Source organism: Rhodoferax ferrireducens (assembly GCF_049302455.1).
Classification (GTDB): domain Bacteria; phylum Pseudomonadota; class Gammaproteobacteria; order Burkholderiales; family Burkholderiaceae_C; genus Rhodoferax; species Rhodoferax ferrireducens_B.
Genome location: NZ_JBAQMD010000115.1, coordinates 55,007 through 74,533 on the forward strand (window position 1 = coordinate 55,007; position 19,527 = coordinate 74,533).

Annotated in this window: 18 protein-coding genes; 4 read left to right on the plus strand and 14 right to left on the minus strand. The window is 63.4% G+C overall.

The genetic code is table 11. The annotated features are described in order from the left end of the window. Window positions 1–87: 87 nt before the first annotated feature. Window positions 88–1,188 (plus strand): MBL fold metallo-hydrolase, encoded by a 1,101-nt coding sequence (locus tag WA157_RS18930; protein WP_422622457.1) that lies wholly within the window; start codon window positions 88–90, stop codon window positions 1,186–1,188. A 28-nt stretch (window positions 1,189–1,216) separates the two neighbouring features. Here the strand turns inward: WA157_RS18930 and WA157_RS18935 are convergent, their stop codons facing one another. From WA157_RS18935 to WA157_RS18950, 4 genes are all read right to left on the minus strand, one after another. Continuing rightward, window positions 1,217–2,542, minus strand: a complete 1,326-nt coding sequence (locus tag WA157_RS18935; RefSeq protein WP_422622458.1) for an anaerobic C4-dicarboxylate transporter family protein — start codon at window positions 2,540–2,542, stop codon at window positions 1,217–1,219. A 46-nt stretch (window positions 2,543–2,588) separates the two neighbouring features. Beyond that, window positions 2,589–3,992, minus strand: a complete 1,404-nt coding sequence (locus WA157_RS18940) for an aspartate ammonia-lyase (protein ID WP_422622459.1) — start codon at window positions 3,990–3,992, stop codon at window positions 2,589–2,591. A gap of 434 nt (window positions 3,993–4,426) precedes the next feature. Then, entirely contained in the window at window positions 4,427–4,819 is a 393-nt protein-coding gene (locus tag WA157_RS18945; protein WP_422622460.1) for a hypothetical protein, read from the minus strand. Continuing rightward, window positions 4,786–5,934 carry a PEP-CTERM sorting domain-containing protein gene (locus WA157_RS18950; RefSeq protein WP_422622461.1) on the minus strand — a complete coding sequence of 383 codons (1,149 nt, stop codon included), beginning with the start codon at window positions 5,932–5,934 and terminating at the stop codon, window positions 4,786–4,788. Before WA157_RS18950 ends, WA157_RS18945 begins: the two co-directional genes overlap by 34 nt. Window positions 5,935–6,271: 337 nt before the next feature. Here WA157_RS18950 and WA157_RS18955 point away from each other — a divergent pair, with 337 nt between their 5' ends. The 3 genes from WA157_RS18955 to WA157_RS18965 all read left to right on the plus strand — a co-directional run bounded on the left by WA157_RS18955 (window position 6,272) and on the right by WA157_RS18965 (window position 9,658). Next, entirely contained in the window at window positions 6,272–8,488 is a 2,217-nt protein-coding gene (locus WA157_RS18955; protein WP_422622462.1) for a molybdopterin-dependent oxidoreductase, read from the plus strand. Window positions 8,489–8,602: 114 nt separating this feature from the next. Further along, a complete protein-coding gene (locus WA157_RS18960; protein ID WP_422622463.1) occupies window positions 8,603–9,163 on the plus strand; it encodes an HPF/RaiA family ribosome-associated protein in 561 nt (186 codons plus the stop codon). Between the two features lie 33 nt (window positions 9,164–9,196). After that, window positions 9,197–9,658, plus strand: coding sequence for a CBS domain-containing protein (locus tag WA157_RS18965; protein ID WP_422622464.1), 462 nt, complete (start codon window positions 9,197–9,199; stop codon window positions 9,656–9,658). 24 nt (window positions 9,659–9,682) lie between these two features. On the opposite strand, the gene WA157_RS18970 is transcribed toward WA157_RS18965, so the two are convergent. The 10 genes from WA157_RS18970 to def form a co-directional block, all read right to left on the minus strand. Continuing rightward, the gene (locus WA157_RS18970; protein ID WP_422622465.1) at window positions 9,683–10,789 is read right to left on the minus strand and encodes a CapA family protein; all 1,107 of its coding nucleotides are present in this window, start codon (window positions 10,787–10,789) and stop codon (window positions 9,683–9,685) included. 17 nt (window positions 10,790–10,806) lie between these two features. Beyond that, complete coding sequence (locus WA157_RS18975) at window positions 10,807–12,237, minus strand: RtcB family protein (RefSeq protein ID WP_422622466.1); 1,431 nt, start codon at window positions 12,235–12,237, stop codon at window positions 10,807–10,809. A 3-nt stretch (window positions 12,238–12,240) separates the two neighbouring features. After that, window positions 12,241–12,657, minus strand: a complete 417-nt coding sequence (locus WA157_RS18980; protein ID WP_422622467.1) for an archease — start codon at window positions 12,655–12,657, stop codon at window positions 12,241–12,243. A 93-nt stretch (window positions 12,658–12,750) separates the two neighbouring features. Further along, on the minus strand, window positions 12,751–13,221 hold the full coding sequence (locus WA157_RS18985; protein ID WP_422622468.1) for a hydrogenase maturation protease: 471 nt from the start codon (window positions 13,219–13,221) through the stop codon (window positions 12,751–12,753). Then, window positions 13,218–14,741, minus strand: coding sequence for a Ni/Fe hydrogenase subunit alpha (locus WA157_RS18990; RefSeq protein WP_422622469.1), 1,524 nt, complete (start codon window positions 14,739–14,741; stop codon window positions 13,218–13,220). Before WA157_RS18990 ends, WA157_RS18985 begins: the two co-directional genes overlap by 4 nt. Window positions 14,742–14,753: 12 nt before the next feature. Further along, window positions 14,754–15,320, minus strand: coding sequence for an NADP oxidoreductase (locus WA157_RS18995; protein WP_422622470.1), 567 nt, complete (start codon window positions 15,318–15,320; stop codon window positions 14,754–14,756). Then, window positions 15,317–16,039: a 2Fe-2S iron-sulfur cluster-binding protein gene (locus tag WA157_RS19000; RefSeq protein ID WP_422622471.1), complete on the minus strand. Its 723-nt coding sequence runs from the start codon at window positions 16,037–16,039 to the stop codon at window positions 15,317–15,319. Before WA157_RS19000 ends, WA157_RS18995 begins: the two co-directional genes overlap by 4 nt. After that, window positions 16,036–17,847: an NAD(P)H-dependent oxidoreductase subunit E gene (locus WA157_RS19005; protein WP_422622472.1), complete on the minus strand. Its 1,812-nt coding sequence runs from the start codon at window positions 17,845–17,847 to the stop codon at window positions 16,036–16,038. The genes WA157_RS19000 and WA157_RS19005 overlap by 4 nt, the downstream gene beginning before the upstream one ends. Window positions 17,848–17,898: 51 nt before the next feature. Beyond that, on the minus strand, window positions 17,899–18,870 hold the full coding sequence (gene fmt / locus WA157_RS19010; RefSeq protein WP_422622473.1) for a methionyl-tRNA formyltransferase: 972 nt from the start codon (window positions 18,868–18,870) through the stop codon (window positions 17,899–17,901). Then, window positions 18,867–19,376, minus strand: coding sequence for a peptide deformylase (def, locus tag WA157_RS19015; protein ID WP_422622474.1), 510 nt, complete (start codon window positions 19,374–19,376; stop codon window positions 18,867–18,869). Before def ends, fmt begins: the two co-directional genes overlap by 4 nt. Between the last annotated feature and the right edge of the window lie 151 nt (window positions 19,377–19,527).

Below are 19,527 nucleotides of genomic sequence, written 5' to 3' on the forward strand. Positions count from 1 at the left end.
ACAGCAACGGTGAGCGCATGCACCTATAATGCCGACCTTGGTTGACGTTTACGTAAACGTCAATTATGTCGCAAATCTGGAGCCCGCTTGAAACCACCTGAACCCCCCGGCGCAAATCCACACGCCGACAAACTCGAACAGCAATTGCACTACCCGCTGGGCCACACCCTGCCCACGCCCGGCACGGCCGTCACGGTCGCCCCCGGCGTGAAATGGCTGCGCATGGGCTTGCCGTTTGCGCTCAATCACATCAACCTCTGGCTCTTGCGCGATGAAATCGACGGCCAGCCGGGCTGGAGCGTGGTCGACTGCTGCATCAGCTCCGAGCCGGCCAAGGCGCAATGGGAGCAGGTCTTTGCCGATGAACTCGACGGCCTGCCGATCCTGCGCGTGATCGTGACCCACATGCACCCGGACCACATTGGCCTGGCGTACTGGCTGTGCGAGCGCTGGCAGGTGCGCTTGTGGATCAGCGCCACCGATTTCGGCCTGGCACGCATCGGCAGCCAGGGCCCGGGCGGTTTCAGCAGCGACGCGGCGGCCGCGTTTTTTGCCTTGCATGGCTTGAGCGACCCGGACTCCCTGGAAAAAATCAGGGGCCGCGGCAGCTATTTCTCGACCCTGGTGCCAGCCGTGCCGCGCCAGTACCGGCGCCTGCAGGACGGCGACGTGCTCACCATTGGCGGGCGCGCCTGGTTGTGCATCAGCGGCTACGGCCATGCGCCCGAGCACATCTCGCTCTACTGCGCAGAATTAAAGGTACTCATCGGCGGCGACATGATGCTGCCGCGCATCTCCACCAACGTCAGCGTCTACGACCAGGAACCTGAATCGAACCCGCTCAGGCAGTTCCTCGATTCCATCGACAAATTCAAAGCTTTGCCAGCCCAGACCCTCACCCTGCCGGCCCACGGCAAGCCCTTCACCGGCTTGCATGCGCGCATTCAACAATTACATGACCATCATGACGAGCGGCTGCTTGAAGTGATGCAGGCCTGCACCGTCAAGCCGTGCAGCGCCGCCGAACTGCTGCCGCTGCTGTTCAAACGCGCGCTGGACCTGCACCAGACCACCTTTGCCATGGGTGAGTCGATTGCCCACCTGCATGCGCTGTGGTTTGAGGGGCGCTTGCAGCGCAGGCTCGGCGACGATGGGGTTTATCGCTTTGGGGCTGGCGCTGGCATTTGAGCCGCTCATCGCCTGCCCCATTGCCGCATCAGAAAATCATGCGCGCGATCAGCAGCCCGGTCGCGACTGACACTACCGTGGCCACCAGTCCGGGAATCATGAACGAGTGGTTCAGCACGTAGCGTCCAATTTTGGTTGTTCCAGACAGGTCGAAGTTGATCGCTGCGATCAGTGAGCCATAGGTCGGAATAAAGAAGTAGCCGTTGACCGCCGGGAACATACCGATCAGGAACTGGGGCGGAATACCGAGTACAACGCCCAGCGGCATCAGCGCCCGGGTGGTTGCAGCCTGGCTGTAAAGCAACACCGAGGCCAGGAACAGACCGAAGGCAAAGGTCCAGGGCGCGACCTTCGCCCATTCACCGATCGCTGGAACAATCAAGTCCTTGTTGGCGGAAATGAAACTGTCGCCGAGCCAGGCCAGGCCAAAAATACCGATGACCGCGACCACGCCGGCACGCAAGGTGGCGGTCTTGGGAACATCGTCAACAGCGACCTTGGTCAGCAAAAGCATGATCGCAGCGATGGACATCATGATGATTTCGATGACGATCGGCATGGACAGCGGGCTTTTTGCCCCGGGCAGTTGCCGCAGTGCCGGGAAGAAGCCGAACAGCACGACCAATGCAACCCCGCTCAGGAAGACAAACGCAGCCAGTTTCGCTGTCGGCTTGAGCGCCGGGCGCTGAGCGGCCGATTGGGGCGCCGGAATCTCGCCGGCGGCAAGCCGCGCCTGATACACCTTGTCGTCCTTCAGGTCCTTGCCGATGAACATGGAAACGATGGCGGCGGCGATGACGCCGACGAGCGTGGCGGGTACGCAAATCATCAGGATCTCACGCAGCCCCCAGCCCGTCATGCCTTTTTCGGCAAACATGCCGATCATGGCCGCCGTGGCCGCGGCAACCGGGCTGGCGGTGATGGCCTGCTGCGAGGCGATGGTGGCCACCGCCATCGGTCGTTCCGGACGGATGCCGCTGCGGTGCGCCGTCTCATAGATCACCGGCAGCAGCGGATAAACGATGTGCCCCGTTCCGGCGAGGAAGGTGAAGGTCCAGGTCGTGAGTGGCGCGACGATCGTCACGTACTTCGGATTGGCCCGAATGATGCGCTCGGCGATCCCGACCAAAAAGTCGATGCCGCCCGCTGCTTCCATGACCGACGCGGCCATGATGACGGCCAGGATGATCAGCATCACATCGACCGGCGGCGAGGTTGGCGTGATGCCAAAGGCACCGATCAAGACCATCAGACCCACCGCGCCCCACAAACCCAGGCCAATGCCCGAGGATCGCGCCCCCATCCAGATGGCCGCCAGCACGACCAGGAATTGAAGAACAATTGAAACTGTCATTTTGTTTTCTCTCTTTCTTTGTTGGACGCGGACTTGGCGTGCTTGCTTATTGCTCGAACTTCGGGCTGATCAGGTTCTCGAACGAAAACATCTCGTCCCAGCGTTGCTGTGTCATCAGTTTTCGCTCCTTGACGACGATGTCATGCAGTGATTTCCCGGTCTCGTAGCCCTCACGCGCGATCTCCCCGCACAGCTTGTAGCCCAGTGAAGGCTTGAGCACCGTGATGATGCCGAGCGAGTTCAACACCCTGCTGTGCATGTGTTCCACGTTGGCGGTGATGCCCTGGATGCAGTTGACGTTCAGGCTGTTGACGGCGTTTTCCATGGTGGAGATCGACGTGAACAGCGCGAACGTGATGACGGGCTCCATCACGTTCAACTGCAGCTGCCCCGCCGACGCGGCCAGCGTCACCGTGAGGTCCAGGCCGATGACCAGGAAGCTGGTCTGGTTGACGACCTCTGGAATCACCGGATTGACCTTGCCCGGCATGATCGAACTGCCCGGCTGCATCTGCGGCAGGTTGAGCTCCTTGAAGCCGCAACGCGGACCGGAGGCCAGCAGGCGCAGGTCGTTGCAGATCTTGGTGAGTTTCGACGAGGTCCGTTTCAGTACACCGGAAAGCAGCACGTAGGCGCCCGTGTCGGATGTCGCCTCGACCAGATCGCCCGCCAGGATGAAGGTGCAGCCGGTCACCTCGGTCAGGTATTTGATGGCCAGCTCCGGATAGCCTGGCGCTGCCGTCACCATGGTGCCGATGGCGGTCGCGCCCAAGTTGACTTCGTGCAGAAACTGGCGAACCTCGGCAATGCGTTGCACTTCCTCGCCCATGGTCGTGCCCCAACCATGGAACTCCTGGCCAAGCGACATGGGGACTGCGTCCTGCAGGTGCGTTCGGCCCATTTTCAGCACGTTCTGGAACTCCCGCCCCTTGGCGAAGAATGCCTCTTGCAGTTGTCCCAGCGCGTCCATATAGCTGTTCAGTCGCAGGATCAGGGCCAGTCGAAAGGCGGTCGGATAGACGTCGTTGGTCGATTGCCCGAAGTTCACATGATCGTTGGGGTTGCAGTATTGGTACTCGCCCTTCTTGTGGCCGAGGCGCTCAAGCGCCAGATTGGCAATCACTTCGTTGGCGTTCATGTTCGTCGATGTGCCAGCGCCACCCTGGATGAAATCGGTGACGAACTGGTCGCGCATTTCCCCGGCAATCAAACGGTCGCAGGCGTTAACGATCGCATCGGCGATTTTGGCGTCAAGCACACCAAGATCGCGATTGGCCAGTGCGGCAGCCTTCTTCACGTAGCCGAACGCTTTGACGAAGTACGGCTCGTTCGACATCGGGATGCCGGTGATGTGGAAGTTTTCCTTTCCGCGCAGTGTCTGCACGCCATAGTAGGCGCTGTCGGGCAGTTCTTTTTCGCCCAGAAAGTCTTTTTCGATTCGAGTTCTCATTGTGTTTTCCTTGGTTGGTGGTCGATAGTTGGCGCGCAGCGTGATCGCCTCGTGCCATCAGAAAGATGCAAGGCGTGAGACTGGCCGTGAGGCACCGGTTGGCTGTTTGCATGCCAGTCAGTCTAGGACTGCCCCCTGGGACTTGAGCGCAAATAAATCCGCACTCAATGGCTTTATGCAAAAAATGCATGACCAGAATAAACCGGGGCGCGCGACGCAAAACAGGCTGTGATGCAGGGCCACTGCATCGAGATAGATGACAGGCAGAAAGCAAAAAACCCGTCTCCGCCAGGATTCGGGCTTCGTGCCTTATCTTGCGGCGCGGATGAAGCGCGCCCAATCGGCATAGGGAGCAGCCATCACAGGCTGCACCCCTGCCACACCACCCGGCATGCGGGTCCGCACCGGGCGGTTTACAGGGACTCACCACGTTGTCAAGTAAACATCTGCTTCTTTTGTTTACGGATTTCAGCAAGGTCGTCAGGTGAAACGCGAGGAAACGAGGAATAGACTTCGCCGGATTTACGCCACTTCGCCTTGATCACAAGGGCTTTGCGGTTTCTGGCCCGCTCGCCCTGCTCGGCAGCGCCTTCTATCCGGTTCTTGTCCATCGGCTCGCAATTTACGCTCCACGCTTCCTTCCCACATTCGGTCGCCCTCATGCAGTTGCGCTTCACTTCGCTCGCTGTGATCAGCTTGCGGGAGGACTTGCACCTCCAGGAGTGCGCCCATGCTGGGCGCACCAAAAAAAAAGACCCCGCATCACGGGGTCTTTCCAGATGAACTCGAAAAATCAGCTTTGCCGACGGCGGAACGATGCTGTCCACATTGCGGCAAAGCCGAGCCCTAACAGCGCCAGGGTTCCCGGCTCAGGCAGTACCGGCGGGTTCGTGAAGGAGGTGCCACCGATCCACAACTGTTCCGGACCGTCGTTCATGTTGGCGAACCTGGCGTTCACCGACAGCACATAGTCCGGATGCAACAGGTAGTTGGCGATAACGAAATCCTCGAGCGCCTGGTTCCACGCCGCGAATTCCGCGAAACTATTTCCGAGATTGTTCGTAATGTAGTACCCACCCTGAGTGTGTGTAGCATCGACCGCGCAGGAATTCCCAGTGGCGGCGTACGATACGCCGGTAAGCTTGTCGACGCAGAAATCTCCGACTATCGCGACGTAGCTTGTGTTCGCTACGGTGTTAACGCCATCAACAAATGCCGGATCAACCAGCGTCGGATTTGTGCAGGTGCCGCTCCAACTATTAGCATACAACGAATAACACTGGCTGCCGACCTGCGCGCCGTTGATATCCAGGATAGCAGCCGATGCCCACATGTACAGCCACTGACTTTCCTCTCCCGCACCTTGCTGATTGTTGTCGAAAAGAAAGATGAGGTTGTTCGGAGTGGCGGTTCCGATACCGAGATAGTCGGCGAGCGCTGCGAGCGTAATTTCCCACGTACCGGTCTGATCACCGGTAAAACCAGGAATACCCGGGGGCGGCGGGGGAAGTACAGGAGGTGTCGGCTCGTCGGCCGCAGCGAACTGATAGGTCGATGTCGTGCCTTGCGGTGGCACAAACGGGTTATCCCCCGCCGGTGCCAGCGGATTCAAGGGACCACTGGCGTTGTCATAGTTATTACCGCTTGCGCCACCCTGATAAATGAGCACCCCTGTAGATATCTGGCCGGGGCCAGACGAAACCTTGCCGTTCGGGCCGTTGGTGACGTACGGCTGACACCGAGGGTCGGTTGGCGAGCATTGCTGAAGCAAATCCAGTGAGTAGACCTGGAAGTCACCGTACAGGCCAGCGCTCATTTCATTGACACCGGGCAGTTGTACCGTGGATACGGCCGGGCTTGCCAATGCCGCCGTACTCGCAATCGAAACTAACGCACCAGAGACAATCTGCCTGATCCTGCGTACTGTGTTGTTGGTTGACATGGTGTTTCTCCTGGTCATTGCGCTTTCGTTCGCCCGAACGACAGCTCACTTGATCGACAGCATCATTCATGCCAATGGACGGCAAGAGACAATGGAATCCATAAGAATCAAAGACTTAGCTTATGCACTGGCGACCATAGGGGCGCCGCGCCCGGGGCGGGTGTAAAAATCGGCGACACTTTTTTAATCAAAACCGCAGTTCAGTTCATCACGCGCCGTTCATCTTGAGCCCCGGCAAGACCCGCAGCCGCCTCAGCAAAACACGGCTGTCACCCATGTTCTGGACAACCCGCTTCAGCCTGTGACTCAATGCCACCTTTCTTGAACGAGGCCTGCCATGACGGACACCACCCATTATCGAATTTGCCCCCTGTGCGAAGCCTGCTGCGGGCTGGAGATCAAGGTACAGGACGGTGTTGTGACCAGCATCAAGGGGGACACCCGCGACGTGCTCAGCCAGGGCTATATCTGCCCCAAAGCGGTGGCACTCAAAGACCTGCATGACGACCCGGACCGGTTGCGCACGCCGCTGATCAAGCGCAACGGCCGGCATGTGGCCGCCACTTGGGACGAAGCCTTTGCCGAGATTGCGCGCCGCCTGCCGCCATTACAGGCCCAGCACGGCCGCCAGGCGGTTGCTGTGGCGGTGGGCAACCCGACGGTGCACAAATACGGCTTGCTGACTTATTTTCCCAAGCTGGCCCGCGCTTTGGGCACGCGCAACGTGTTTTCGGCCTCCAGCCTGGACCAGGTGCCCAAGCAACTGGCCTGCGGCTTGATGTTTGGCCACTGGATGACGGTGCCGCTGCCCGACATCACACGCACGCAATGGCTGCTGGTGATCGGTGCCAACCCGCTGGCCAGCAACGGCAGCATGTGGACCGTGCCCGACTTTCGTGGCAAAGCCAAGGACCTGCAGGCCCGTGGTGGCCGCCTGGTGGTGATTGACCCCAGGCGCACCGAGACCGCCGCCGTGGCCGATGCGCACCACTTCATTCGCCCCGGTGCCGACGTGTTTTTGCTGGCGGCCATGGTGAACACCTTGTTTGCCAGGCAGTGGGTGCGATTGGGTGCGGTGGCTGACTGGGTGAATGGCGTTGATGCGGTGCAGCAAGCGGTGGCTGCTTTCACGCCTGAGGCGGTGGCCGCGCGCTGCGGCATGGCGGCCGACACCATTGTTGAATTGACGCGTGAGCTGGCGCACACCGAGCGCGCCGCCGTCTATGGCCGCATCGGCACCTGCACACAAACCTTTGGCACGCTGGCGAGCTGGCTGGTGGATGTGCTCAACATCCTCACCGGCCATCTGGATGCGCCGGGCGGTGCCATGTTCACCAAAGCCGCCGCATTTGCCAGCAACACGTCGGGTGCCAGCGGCAGCGGGCGCGGCGTGGCCACGGGACGCCATCACTCGCGCGTGAGTGGCGCGCCCGAGGTGATGGGTGAGCTGCCCATGACCTGCCTGGCTGAAGAAATTGAGACCCCTGGCACCGACCAAGTCCGCGCCTTGATCACGGTGGCGACCAACCCGGTGCTCTCGGCGCCCAACGGGGCGCGTCTGGCCCGGGCGTTGGAGGCGCTGGACTTCATGGTCAGTGTGGACATTTACCTGAACGAGACCACGCGCCATGCGGACGTGATTTTGCCGGGCCTGTCGCCCCTGCAAGACGAGCACTTTGACGTGTCATTCCCCCAGTTGTCGTGGCGCAACCATGCCCGCTACAGCCCACCGGTGCTGCCGGCCGAGGATCGGCCCTCTGAGTGGCAAATCCTGCTCAAGCTGGCCGCCATCGCGCAGGGTCAAGGAGCCGACGTGGATGTGAATGCTCTGGATGACGCGCAGTTTGCGCAAGATACACAGCGTCAGTTCGGTGCGCAAGCCGCTGCGGTGATGGACGCCACCCGAAACCTGCGCGGGCCCCAACGCCTGCTCGATGTGGCCTTGCGCACCGGCCCGTATGGCGACGCATTTGGCCTGAAACCCGATGGCTTGACCCTGGCCAAGGTGAATGCGGCCAGCGGCAGCGGCGGCATTGACCTGGGTGAGTTGCAGCCGCGTGTGCCGGAGCTGTTGCGCACCCCCAGCGGCAAGATTGAGTTGGCCCCGCCCCTGCTGCTGGCAGACCTGCCGCGTGCCTGGGCCGACCTGCACAGCCATGCGCCCGATCTGGTCATCATCGGCCGGCGCGATGTGCGCAGCAACAACAGCTGGATGCACAACCTGCCCACCCTGGCCAAGGGGCCGTTTCGGTGTACAGCCCTGGTGCACCCGGCTGATGCGGCGCGCCTGCAACTCACAGAAGGAGCGTTGGCGCGCATCAGCAACGGCGCGGGCAGCATTGAGGCGCAGGTGCAAATCAGCACCGACATGATGCCCGGCGTGGTCAGCCTGCCGCACGGCTGGGGCCACGACTTGCCCGGTGCGCAACTGAGCCTGGCCGCCCAGCGCCCCGGTGCCAACCTGAATGCGCTGCTGGATGATCAGGCGCGCGACCCGCTCTCCGGCAATGCCGTGCTGAGCGGGGTGGCAATCAGCATGATGGCAATGGCTTGACAGCTTTCAGCCCGCGGGCCGGGAATAAGGTCGCAACTGCTGGCGTTGACAAATCTCAAGCGGTTTGCCGTGGTGACCCGCACAATGAAGCGGGATGCCAGCAAAGGGGACAAGATGAAGCTTCCGGTTCACATTCAATTTCACGACATGGAGCCTTCCGACGCGCTTGAGGCAAGCGCGCGTGAACATGCGCACAGGCTCGAATCTTTCGCCCCCGACATCATGGCTTGCCATGTCCATATCGACCTGGAGCAGAAGCACAAGCATCAGGGCCGCCCTTTCGGCGTGCGCATCGACGTCACGCTGCCGGGCCACGAACTGGTGGTGAACCGGGTCCAGAACGAAGACGTGTACGTGGCGCTGCGCGATGCTTTCGACCACATGAAACGCCAGCTTGAGGACGTCGTGCGCAAGCGCAGGGGGCAGGAGAAGCAGCACGCACTGGCGCTGCATGGCGAGCTCGTGCGCCTGGACGATGCCGGGGGGTTTGGTTTCATCCGTACGCCTGCTGGCGACGAGTATTACTTCAGCCGCGACAACGTGGCGGGTACGCCGTTTGAGCACCTGCAGATTGGCAGCGCCGTGCAATTCATTCCCGAAGTGGGCGGTGAAGGATTCCAGGCCAAGCGCGTGAGTCTGGGCAAGCATGGCATGGGTGAACCACCAGCCGAATGAAGTGTCACAGGCAGGAAAACAGGGGAGAACGCTATGGGTGAACGTTTAACCACAGGCGAAATATGCACACGCAGCGTGACCATCGCCTTCAAGCAGACGCCCCTGAACGGCGCGGCGCGGCTGATGCGGGAGAACCATGTCGGCTGCCTCGTTGTGGTTGATGAGGTGGGTGGCAAGCGAATCGTGGTGGGCGTGCTCACCGACCGCGATATCGTGACCGCTGTGGTGGCCGCCGATCTCGACCCCAGCACGCTGCAAGTTGAGGACGTGATGAGCACCGACTTGGTCACCGCACGCGAGGACGACTCACTGATTGACCTGATGCATACCATGCGCCGCAAGGGTGTGCGGCGCATTCCGGTGGTCGGCGAGCAGGACGAGTTGATTGGTGTGGTGACGCTCGACGATGTGCTGGACATCCTGGCGCAGGAACTGGGTCTGCTGGTGGCTGCCATCGACAGCGAGGGCCAGCGCGAACGCCAGATCCGAAAGTGAGCCTGCGAACACGGCTCCAGGCCATCACCAGCGCAGTTGCCAGCTGCCATCGGCTTGCGCTTGCACGCCCGTGTTGAAGTGCCGGCCTTCGGTCTCGAACAATGATTGCAGGCTGCGTCGCGCAGAGGGTTGGGCGTGTCTCAGCCGCAGGCGGCGCAGCTGCATGGGCACGATCTCAAGCCGCTGCAGCGCGCCGGTGTCGCGCGCGAGCTGCGCAAAGTACAGACACACGGCACTGGGATCAAACCGCTCTTGCGACGCGATGCCTTCATAGTCATTGATGAGATCACCACAGCCATAAAGAATGAGCCGCCCGCGGTAAACCTCGACCGGTCGCGGATGGTGTGACGAATGGCCGTGCACCAGATCGGCCGCGCCCAGCTCAATCAGGCGCTGCGCAAAGCGGCGATGCAGTTGCGGCACTTCGACCCCCCAGTTGCCGCCCCAGTGCAGCGAGACCACGACGCGGTCGCCGGGCTGGCGCTGCCGGGCGACGCGCGCGGCGACTTGCTGCGCGCTGGCCTCTGTCAAATCGGCCAGCAGTGCGACGCCAGAACGCTGCGGCGTGGCGCCCCAGGCGGGCGGCACGCCGCTGTCCGGACCGGCCCAGGAAAACACCAGCAGGCGCGCGCCGCCAGCGAGTGGCCAGGTGGCGGGTGCGCAGGCGGCCTCAAGATGGCTGCCGGCGCCGGCGCTCTGGATTCCGGCCTGCTTGAGCGTGTGCAGGGTTTCTGCCAGTCCCGGGCGTCCCCAGTCCAGCACATGGTTGTTGGCCAGCGCGCAGCCGTCGATGCGCGCGGCGGTGAGGCAGCCGATGTTGGCGGGATGCATGCGGTAGTTGATGCCCTTGTCGGGCCAGGCTTCATCCAAGGTCGTGATCGCCGTCTCCAGATTCACCAGGCGCAGTTCGGGTTGGCGCCGCTCGATCTCGGCCAGCGCATCACCCCAGATGTAGTCCGGTGCCACTGGGGCCGGCACCGGCCCATTGAACTGTTCGGCCAGCCGCACGTAGTCGCGCGCGTCGCGCACCCAGCGCTCATACAGCAGCGGCGCAACGGGGTGCGCCTGAATCTGGTCGATGCCACGCCCGGTCATCACGTCGCCGGCCAGCCAGAGTGTGACGGTGTCCATGGTTTGTCGGGTGACGTCTAGCCCTTGATACACACCAGCGGCTCCAGCCGCGCCACCTTGCGCGCCAGGCCAGCCACATCGGCGGCATCGACGACCGCGTTCACGTCCTTGTAGGCGTCGGGTGCTTCCTCGGCCACGCCGCGCATGGAAGGGCTGCGTATCAGGATGCCGCGTTGCGCCAGCTCATCGACCACCGTGCGCCCGTTCCAGGTCTTGAGGGCCTGATGCCGGCTCATGGCGCGTCCGGCGCCGTGGCAGGCCGACGAAAACGCCAGTGACTCCGAGGCCGTGGTACCCGCCAGCACATAAGAGCCGGTGCCCATCGAGCCGCCAATCAGCACCGGCTGGCCGCTGGCACGCAAAGCCTGCGGCAAGCCGGGGTGGCCGGGGCCCCAGGCCCGTGTGGCGCCCTTGCGGTGCACATAGAGTTCGCGCAGCTGGCCGTCGACCTTGTACGTTTCCAGCTTGCAGGTGTTGTGCGACACGTCATACAGCACCGGCAGTTGCGCCGAGGGCAGCAGTTTGGCAAACACGTCGCGCACCAGTTGCGTCAGGATCTGGCGATTGGCCAGCGCGCAGTTGATGGCCGCACGCATCGCACCGAGGTATTCCTGGCCCAGGTCGGAGCGTATCGGCGCACACGCCAGCTCGCGGTCGGGCAGGATGATGCCGTAGCCCGGCGCGGCTTCAACCATTTTGCGCAGAAATTCGGTGCCGATCTGGTGCCCCAGCCCGCGCGAGCCACAGTGAATCATCAGCACGATGTCGCCTTGGTGCAGGCCGTAGGCGCTGGCAATGGTGTCATCAAACACCGCCGTGACCTCCTGCACCTCCAGGTAATGGTTGCCGCTGCCCAGCGTGCCCATCTCTTCGCGCTGGCGCTTCTTGGCCTGCTCCGAGACGTATTTGGGTTTGGCGTGCAGCATCTGGCCATGCTCTTCGACCCGCTCCAGGTCGGCACTGCTGCCCCAACCCCGCTCGACCGCCCACTTGGCCCCGCCGCTGAGCATGGCGTCCATCTGCACGCTGTTGAGCCGGATCGCCCCGGTGCTGCCGACGCCGGCCGGGATGTGCTCGAACAGCGCTTCGGCCAGCTCGCGCTGCACGGCCATGATGTGTTCGCGGCGCAGCCCGGTGTGCAGGCAGCGCACACCGCACGAGACGTCAAAACCCACGCCGCCGGCCGAGACCACGCCCCCGGCATCGGCATCGAAGGCCGCCACGCCACCGATCGGAAAACCATAACCCCAGTGGGCGTCGGGCATCACATACGAGGCGCCCACAATACCCGGCAGCATGGCCACGTTGACCGCCTGCTCGTAGACCTTGTGGTCCATCGCGCGCACCAGTTCCCGGCTGGCGTAAATCATGGCCGGCACACGCATCTTGCCCTGCGCCGGGATCTCCCAGGCACAGGCGCTGTGTTGTTTCAGGAGCGTCAGATCCATGGCTCAGACATCGACCACGGTTTGCGCCAGCCAGCCACCATCGATGGGTGCCACGCGCAAGGCGGTGTAAGTGGCGCCCTTGACTTCCACCGCCGGCTGATGGCGCTGCACCGAGGTGGGCTCGCCCATGACCTGCGCGTCCAGGTGCGTGCCATTGAGGTCGACATGAAAGCGGCCAAACAGCATGCGCCGCACCGCCATCTCATACACCAGCGCATTGAGCCAGCCGGCGAGCAGCAACTCGTCGTCCGGCGCCTCGCAAGTGATGTGCACGGCCTCAACTGCGGCCACCTGCTGCGGGTCGGTGATCACAGCCGTCAGCGCCAGCGCGGCCTGCTCAAAAGCGCCGGCCTTGGTGACACCAATGCCGCGCACGCCGATGTCGGCGCCATGCTCGAAGTGTTCCCAGTGGTTGTGCATTGCGGTTGTGCCCGGGGCATGCGGTGCACGCCTCACGGGTTCTCTTATCCGCCGCTGTGGCACCTGAGCGTTTGATAATCCGCAAACGCGCTGTCATTGGTCTGCATCAAGCCAGTCCGTCGCCCAGGCCAGCGCCGCCGCCAGATGCGCCAGCGCGGCGTGACTGGGTGGCGTGCCAAGCTCGAAACGCTCGCCACGAATCGCCAGCAGGGTGCAGGACGGCGGCGCCTCGCCGCGCAGATCACAAAACACCTGCATCAGCGCCTGCGGGCTCAAGGCGTGCGTCGTGAAGCTGATGTCCGGCGCGGCGTGCAGTTGCGTCAGCTCGAACGGCGCACGACAACTCAGACTGGCATCGACAAACAACACACGTTGCCTGCCCACCAGATCGAGTGCGTGTTCAATCTGCAACTGGTAGTCGTCGAGGTAGTCCACGGCGGCGGCAGGCGCAGCCAGGGCACGCAGGCGCTCGATGCACAAAGGCCCCAGCGCGTCGTCGCCGCGACTCAGATTACCCCAGCCGAACACCAGCAGCGGCGCCACCGGCGCGGGTGTTGCCGTCATACCGATACGCTTGGCACAGTACCCAGGTCATGGCGGAACTCACCGCTGTGCGACTTGAGGACACGATCGATCAGCGCGCCGTCAAACCCGAGCAGAGTCACCTCCAGCGGCATCTGACCCAGCGCGTGGGTGGCACACGACAGACAGGGGTCGTAAGCGCGGATGGCGACCTCGATGTGGTTGAGCAGGCCTTCGGTCAGCTCGCGCCCGTCCAGGTACTCGCGTGCCACCGATCGCACGGATTCGTTCATGGCCTGGTTGTTGTGGGTGGTCGAGACGATCAGGTTGCACATCGTCACCAGATCGTCGTCGCCGACCTCGTAATGATGGAACAGCGTACCGCGAGGTGCCTCGATCACCCCGACGCCGCCGCGTTGGCGCGGCCCGCTGGCGATCAGCTCGCCGCCCAGGATGTCGGGGTCATCGAGTAGACCCTGGATGACCTCGACGCAATGCAGCATCTCCACCATGCGCGCCCAGTGGTAGGCCAGCGTGGCCTGGATCGGCTCGCCCCGGCCCCAGGCGATGAAGTCCAGGCGCTCACGTTCAGCCAGAGGGCTGGGGATGAAGTCGCAGTTTTGCAGCCGTGCCAGCGGCCCGACCCGGTACCAGCCCAGCTCCGGCCCCAGGCTTTTGAGAAACGGAAACTTCATGTAGGTCCAGGGTTTGACTTCTTCCTCGATCAAACCCAGATAGTCCTGGTCGCTGGCGCCGTCGAACAGGATGACACCCGCCGTGTCGCGCGCCCGCAGCACGCCGTCGTACAGGTCCAGCGCGCCATCCATCCTGACCAGCGACAACAGGTTGGAGCGAAAGCTGCCAAAGCTGTCGTACAGCGCCGGGTTCTGCGCATGTAATTGTTTGGCTATCGCCACCGCTTCTTGCGCCCACGCGAGCATTTGCGCCACATCGCGTTGCAGCAGGGCCCGGTCTTGCGGGCTGACATGCTTGTTGACGCCGCCCGGCACCGAACCGGTGCCATGCACGCGCTTGCCGGCGGTGGCGCGGATCACCTCCTGGCCGAACTTGCGCAGCAGCACACCTTTGCGGGCGATGTCGGGATGGGCCTGCGCCACGCCGACGATGTTGCGCCGGTTCACCTCGGAGTCAAAACCAAACAGCAGGTCGGGCGCGGCCAGGTAAAAGAAATGCAGGGCGTGCGACTGCATCACCTGGCCGTAATGCATCAGGCGGCGGATCTTGTCGGCCGTGGGCGTGACGGGCAAGGCGCCGACCACCCGGTCGAACGCTTTGGACGCCGCCAGGTGGTGCGACACCGGGCAGATGCCGCACAGCCGCTGCACCATCACCGGCACTTCCCAGTAGGGTCGGCCTTCGATGAATTTCTCGAAGCCGCGGAACTCAACGATGTGCAGGCGCACCTGCTGCACGCGGTTGTTCGCGTCCAGTAAGAGCGTGACCTTGCCATGGCCTTCAACCCGTGACACCGGGTCGATGGCGACCCGGCGCAGGCCTTGGGCGACGGCGTCAGGGGCAGCGGTTTCGAGTGAGGTGCTCATACTCGGTCACAGTCAGTCATAGTGGATCAGGCCGTGCCCCAGGTGCGGCGTGCGCCCGGCCATCAGGTCGCTCAAGAAGTGCCAGAAAGCGTCAGCCGAGGGCGGGCAACCGGGCAGGGAGTAGTCCACATGCACCACCTCGCGGATCGGGTGCACTTTGTTCAGCAGCAGCGGCAGTTCGGGGTCATTGGGGATGGCGCCGCCCGCGCTCAGGCCCGGCCGGCTGCGGTAGACCTCAGTCAGCAACTGGCCCAAATCGAGGTGATTGCGCTGCGCCGGCAAACCGCCGGTAATGGCGCAGGCGCCGACTGCCACCAGCGTTTTGCAGTGCGCGCGGAACTCACGCAGCACCAGCACATTCTCGGCATTGCACAGGCCGCCTTCGATCAGGCCGATGTCACATGCCCCGACCTGCTTGATATCGGTCAGCGGCGAGCGGTCGAACTCGATGTGCTCGATCAGATCGAACAGCCGCTCGTCAATATCCAGAAAAGACATGTGGCAGCCAAAACAGCCGGCCAGCGACACGGTGGCGACCTTGAGCTTGCGCGGCGTTTGGGGCATCGCAGTTGCCATCATGTCGCGTCGCCTTCCACCTGCTGCGACACCGGCTTCAAATCGAAACGCCGCTGTCCGATCGGGATCACAAAGCCACGCCGCTTGGGCAGGATCACGCCCACCGGGCAGATATGGGCCGCGCGGTCATCCAGACTCATCGCGGTGTCGCCCAACTGCCCGCTGGCGCTGTTCACCAGCAGGTGGGTGCCAATGCCATAGCCGCCAACGGCAAAGATGTTCTTGCCATCGACCTCGCGGCTGGCGCGCACGCACAACTCGCACAAAATGCAGCGGTTGAAGTCGAGCAGGATGTCGGGGTGGCTGGCGTCCACCGGGCGGTTGGGGTAGAACTCCTCGAAGTGCGGCCCTTCCATGCCCATCTGGTAGGCGGTGGCCTGCAGCAGGCAATGGCCGCTTTTCTCGCAACTGGGGCAAAAGTGGTTGCCCTCAACGAACAGCATCTGCAGCAGCGTCTTGCGCTGGCGGTTCATCTCCGGCGTATTGCTTTCGACCTCCAGCCCGGCCGCCGCTTGCACGGTGCAGGCGGCACCGACGCGGCCATTCACCTTGACGCTGCAGATCCGGCACGAGCCATGCGCCGCAAAGTCCGGGTGCCAGCACAGGTGCGGGATGTAGCGCCCGGCGCGCGTGGCGGCCTGCAAAATGGTCTCCCCGGACGCAAACGGCAGGTCGTCGCCGTCGAGCGAGAAGCTCTGGCTGGGGCTCACGTCATCCGTCATGTGCGGTTCTCCAGGTGCGCGGCGGCGTCGTCGCGACCGGTCATGCGCCGGGCAATCGACAGCTCGGCGTCGAGGTCAAAACCCGGCTCGAAATCGAGCGACTGCAATCGTTGCTCGTAGGCCGGGCGAAACTTCAGCACCGTATCGCGCAAGGAGTTGCAGGCGCTCGCCCCCAGGCCGCAATGGGTGGTGCTGTGCAGCAGGCGATCCAACTCGAACAGCACATCAAGGTCGTCGCCTGAGCCATGGCCGCCCGCGAGCTTGTCCATGCGCTTGACCAGCAAGGCGGTGCCGACCCGGCATGGGGTGCAGAAGCCACAACTCTCGTGGGCAAAAAAATGCGCAAAACCGCGTGCCACCTCGAACATGTCACGCGAGCGGTCAAACACCATGAAGGCGCCCGCCGTCGGCACGTCTTCAAACGCGATGCGGCGCTCGAACTCGTCTGGCGCCAGGCACACGCCGGACGGCCCGCCGACCTGCACCGCCTGCGTGTCGCGCGCGCCGCAGTCCGCCAGCAGGCGGCTCACCGGCGTGCCCAAGGGGTATTCGTACAGGCCCGGGCGGGCGCAGTCGCCCGACACCGAGTGAATCTTGGTGCCGGTCGATTTGGACGTTCCGATGCCGGCCCAGAGCGCGCCGCCGTGCTGCGCGATGTGCGCCACGGCGCAAAAAGTCTCCACGTTGTTGACCAGGGTCGGATGCCCCAGGTAGCCGTGCTCGGCCGGGAATGGCGGGCGGATGCGCGGCGTGCCGCGCTTGCCTTCGAGCGACTCGATCAGCGCCGACTCCTCGCCGCAGACATAGGCGCCGGCGCCGACGTGAATGGCGATGTCGAAATCGAAACCGGCCTGCCCCAGGATGTGGGCGCCCAGCAACTGCTCCGCGCGCCTGCGCTGCAAAACGGCCAGCAAGGGCTCCAGCAGGTAGCGGTATTCGCCCCGCAGGTAAAGAAAACCGCGGCGCGCGCCAAGCACGTGGGCGGCGACGGTCATACCCTCGAACACCGCGTCAGCCTGTCGGCTCAGCAGCACGCGGTCCTTGAAGGTGCCGGGTTCACCTTCGTCGGCATTGCACACCACGATGTGCTCCGTGCCGGGGGCCTGGCGGCACAGCTCCCATTTGAGGCCGGTGGCAAAACCGGCGCCGCCGCGCCCGCGCAAATTGGAGTGCTTGATCTCGGCCAGCGTCGCGTCTGCCCCACGCGCCAGCGCCTGTGCCAACGCAGCCCCCGGCGCGCAAGGCGCGCCAAGCAGCACATCGGCCCGGCGGATGTTGTCCTGCACCTCGAACCACGCGGCGGGCCATTGCGGCACCGGCACGCGCGCGCGGATCAACTCGGCCATGTGCGCCACCCGGGCGGCGTCCAGCCGGGTGAGCACCTGATGGTGGTTGATCAGCAAGGCCGGCCCCTGATCGCACAGCCCGGTGCAGGAGGTCCGCTCCACGCTGACCAAGCCGTCAAAGCTGAGCTGACCGGGTACGACCCCCAGGCGCTGGCACAGATCGGCCAGCAGCACCTCGCTGCCCAGCAGGCGGTCGGTCACGTTGTCGCTGAACAGCACGCGGTAGGCGCCGACCGGCTGGGTGTGCAAGAAGCGGTAAAAACCAGCCACCCCTTGCACCTGCGCCAGCGTCAGGCCGAGCGCGCTGGCGACCTGGCCCAGGGCGTCAGGCGCCAGCCAGCCTTGCAGGGCCTGCAACTCGCGCAGAATCTGCAGCAAGGCATGCGGGTCAGGCGGGTAGCGCGCCAGCAGGCGCTGCAGCTCGGGCGCTGCGGCCAGGGGGGTTTGGCGGTTCGGGCACATGGCTTGAATTTAAACGAACACCGTCTGAAGTCAAGCTGGCCTTGGGCGGCGCTAGCTGCCGGGCTTCTCAAAAACCATGCCGGGCTGCACGTCAAACCCGCGCAGAAACTCGGCCACGCCCAGGCGCTTGCCGCCGGGGCGCTGCAGCTGTGTGATGTTTACTATTGATTTCATAGCTACAACCTCAATACCTGCGGGGGCTACAGCCAGAATTGATCCAAATTCCTTGGAAACGGATGGAACACCCGGTGCGACGTCTGCCAGCCATATCTTCAGCGTTTCACCATTCAAAACCGCCGTGGCACCGGGGAATGGATTGAAGGCACGGATGCGTTGCGCGATCACCGCAGCGGGTTGCGTCCAATCGATGGCCGCCTCGTGTTTTTCAATTTTGTGGGCGTAGGTCACGCCTTGTGCCGCCTGTGCCACCGGCTGCAAACGGCCATGGACCGCCTGCGCCAGCACTTGCAGCATCAGCTGTGCGCCCAGTTCGGCCAGCCGGTCATGCAGGCTGCCGGTGGTGTCGCCCGCCTCGATCGGGATCGCCTGCGCCAGCAGCATGGCGCCGGTGTCGAGCCCGGCGTCCATTTGCATGATGGTCACGCCAGTTTGCGCGTCGCCCGCCTCGATGGCGCGGTGAATCGGTGCCGCGCCCCGCCAGCGCGGCAGCAGCGAAGCGTGAATATTGAAGCAACCGCGGGCGGGCACATCCAGCACCCACTGCGGCAGGATCAGGCCATAGGCGGCCACCACCATGGCATCGGCCTGCGCCGCCACCAGCGCCTCCCGTGCGGCAGCCGCGTCCTCAGGGTATTTGCCATCCAGCCGCAGGCTGCGCGGCTGCGCCAGCGCCAGACCGTGATCCAGCGCGAACTGCTTGACGGCGGAGGCCTGCAGCTTCATGCCGCGCCCGGCGGGCCGGTCCGGCTGTGTCAGCACCAGCGCAATTTCATGCCCGCTAGCGTGCAGCTGTGCCAGCGCGACGCGGGCAAATTCGGGTGTGCCGACAAAGATCAGCCTCACTCACGCTCCTCGCGCTGCGCTTTGAGCATTTTTTTCTTGATCCGGTTGCGCTTGAGCGGCGACAGGTATTCGACAAAAACCTTGCCCAGCAGGTGGTCCATCTCATGCTGGATACACACGGCCAGCAGGCCTTCGGCTTCAATCAGGCGCGACTGGCCCTGAGCGTCCAGCGCCGTCACGGTGACGGCGTCAAAACGCTCGACACCGTCATAAATACCCGGCACCGACAAACAGCCCTCTTCGTTGAGGTGCGTCTCGGCGCTGCTCCAGACCAGTTGCGGGTTGATCAGCACCAGCGGCGCGTCACGTTCTTCAGAGACATCCATCACGATCAGACGCTCGTGCACATTGATCTGGGTCGCCGCCAGGCCAATGCCTTTGGCCTCGTACATGGTTTCCAGCATATCCACGATCAGGGTCTGAACGCGCACATCCACCGTTGACACCGGTTTGGCCACGGTGTGCAGTTTGGGATCGGGATAACAAAGAATTGGAAGTAATGCCATTTAATTAATTGAGGACAGAGCTGGCTCGCTGGGCGTAGCTGCGGTCTGTCCCGCAAAGTCTCAGTTTAGTTGAGGACAGAGCTGGCACGCCTTGAAATGTTGAGGACAGAGCTTGTACGCTTCGCGTCACTTCGGTCTGTCCCGCAAACCT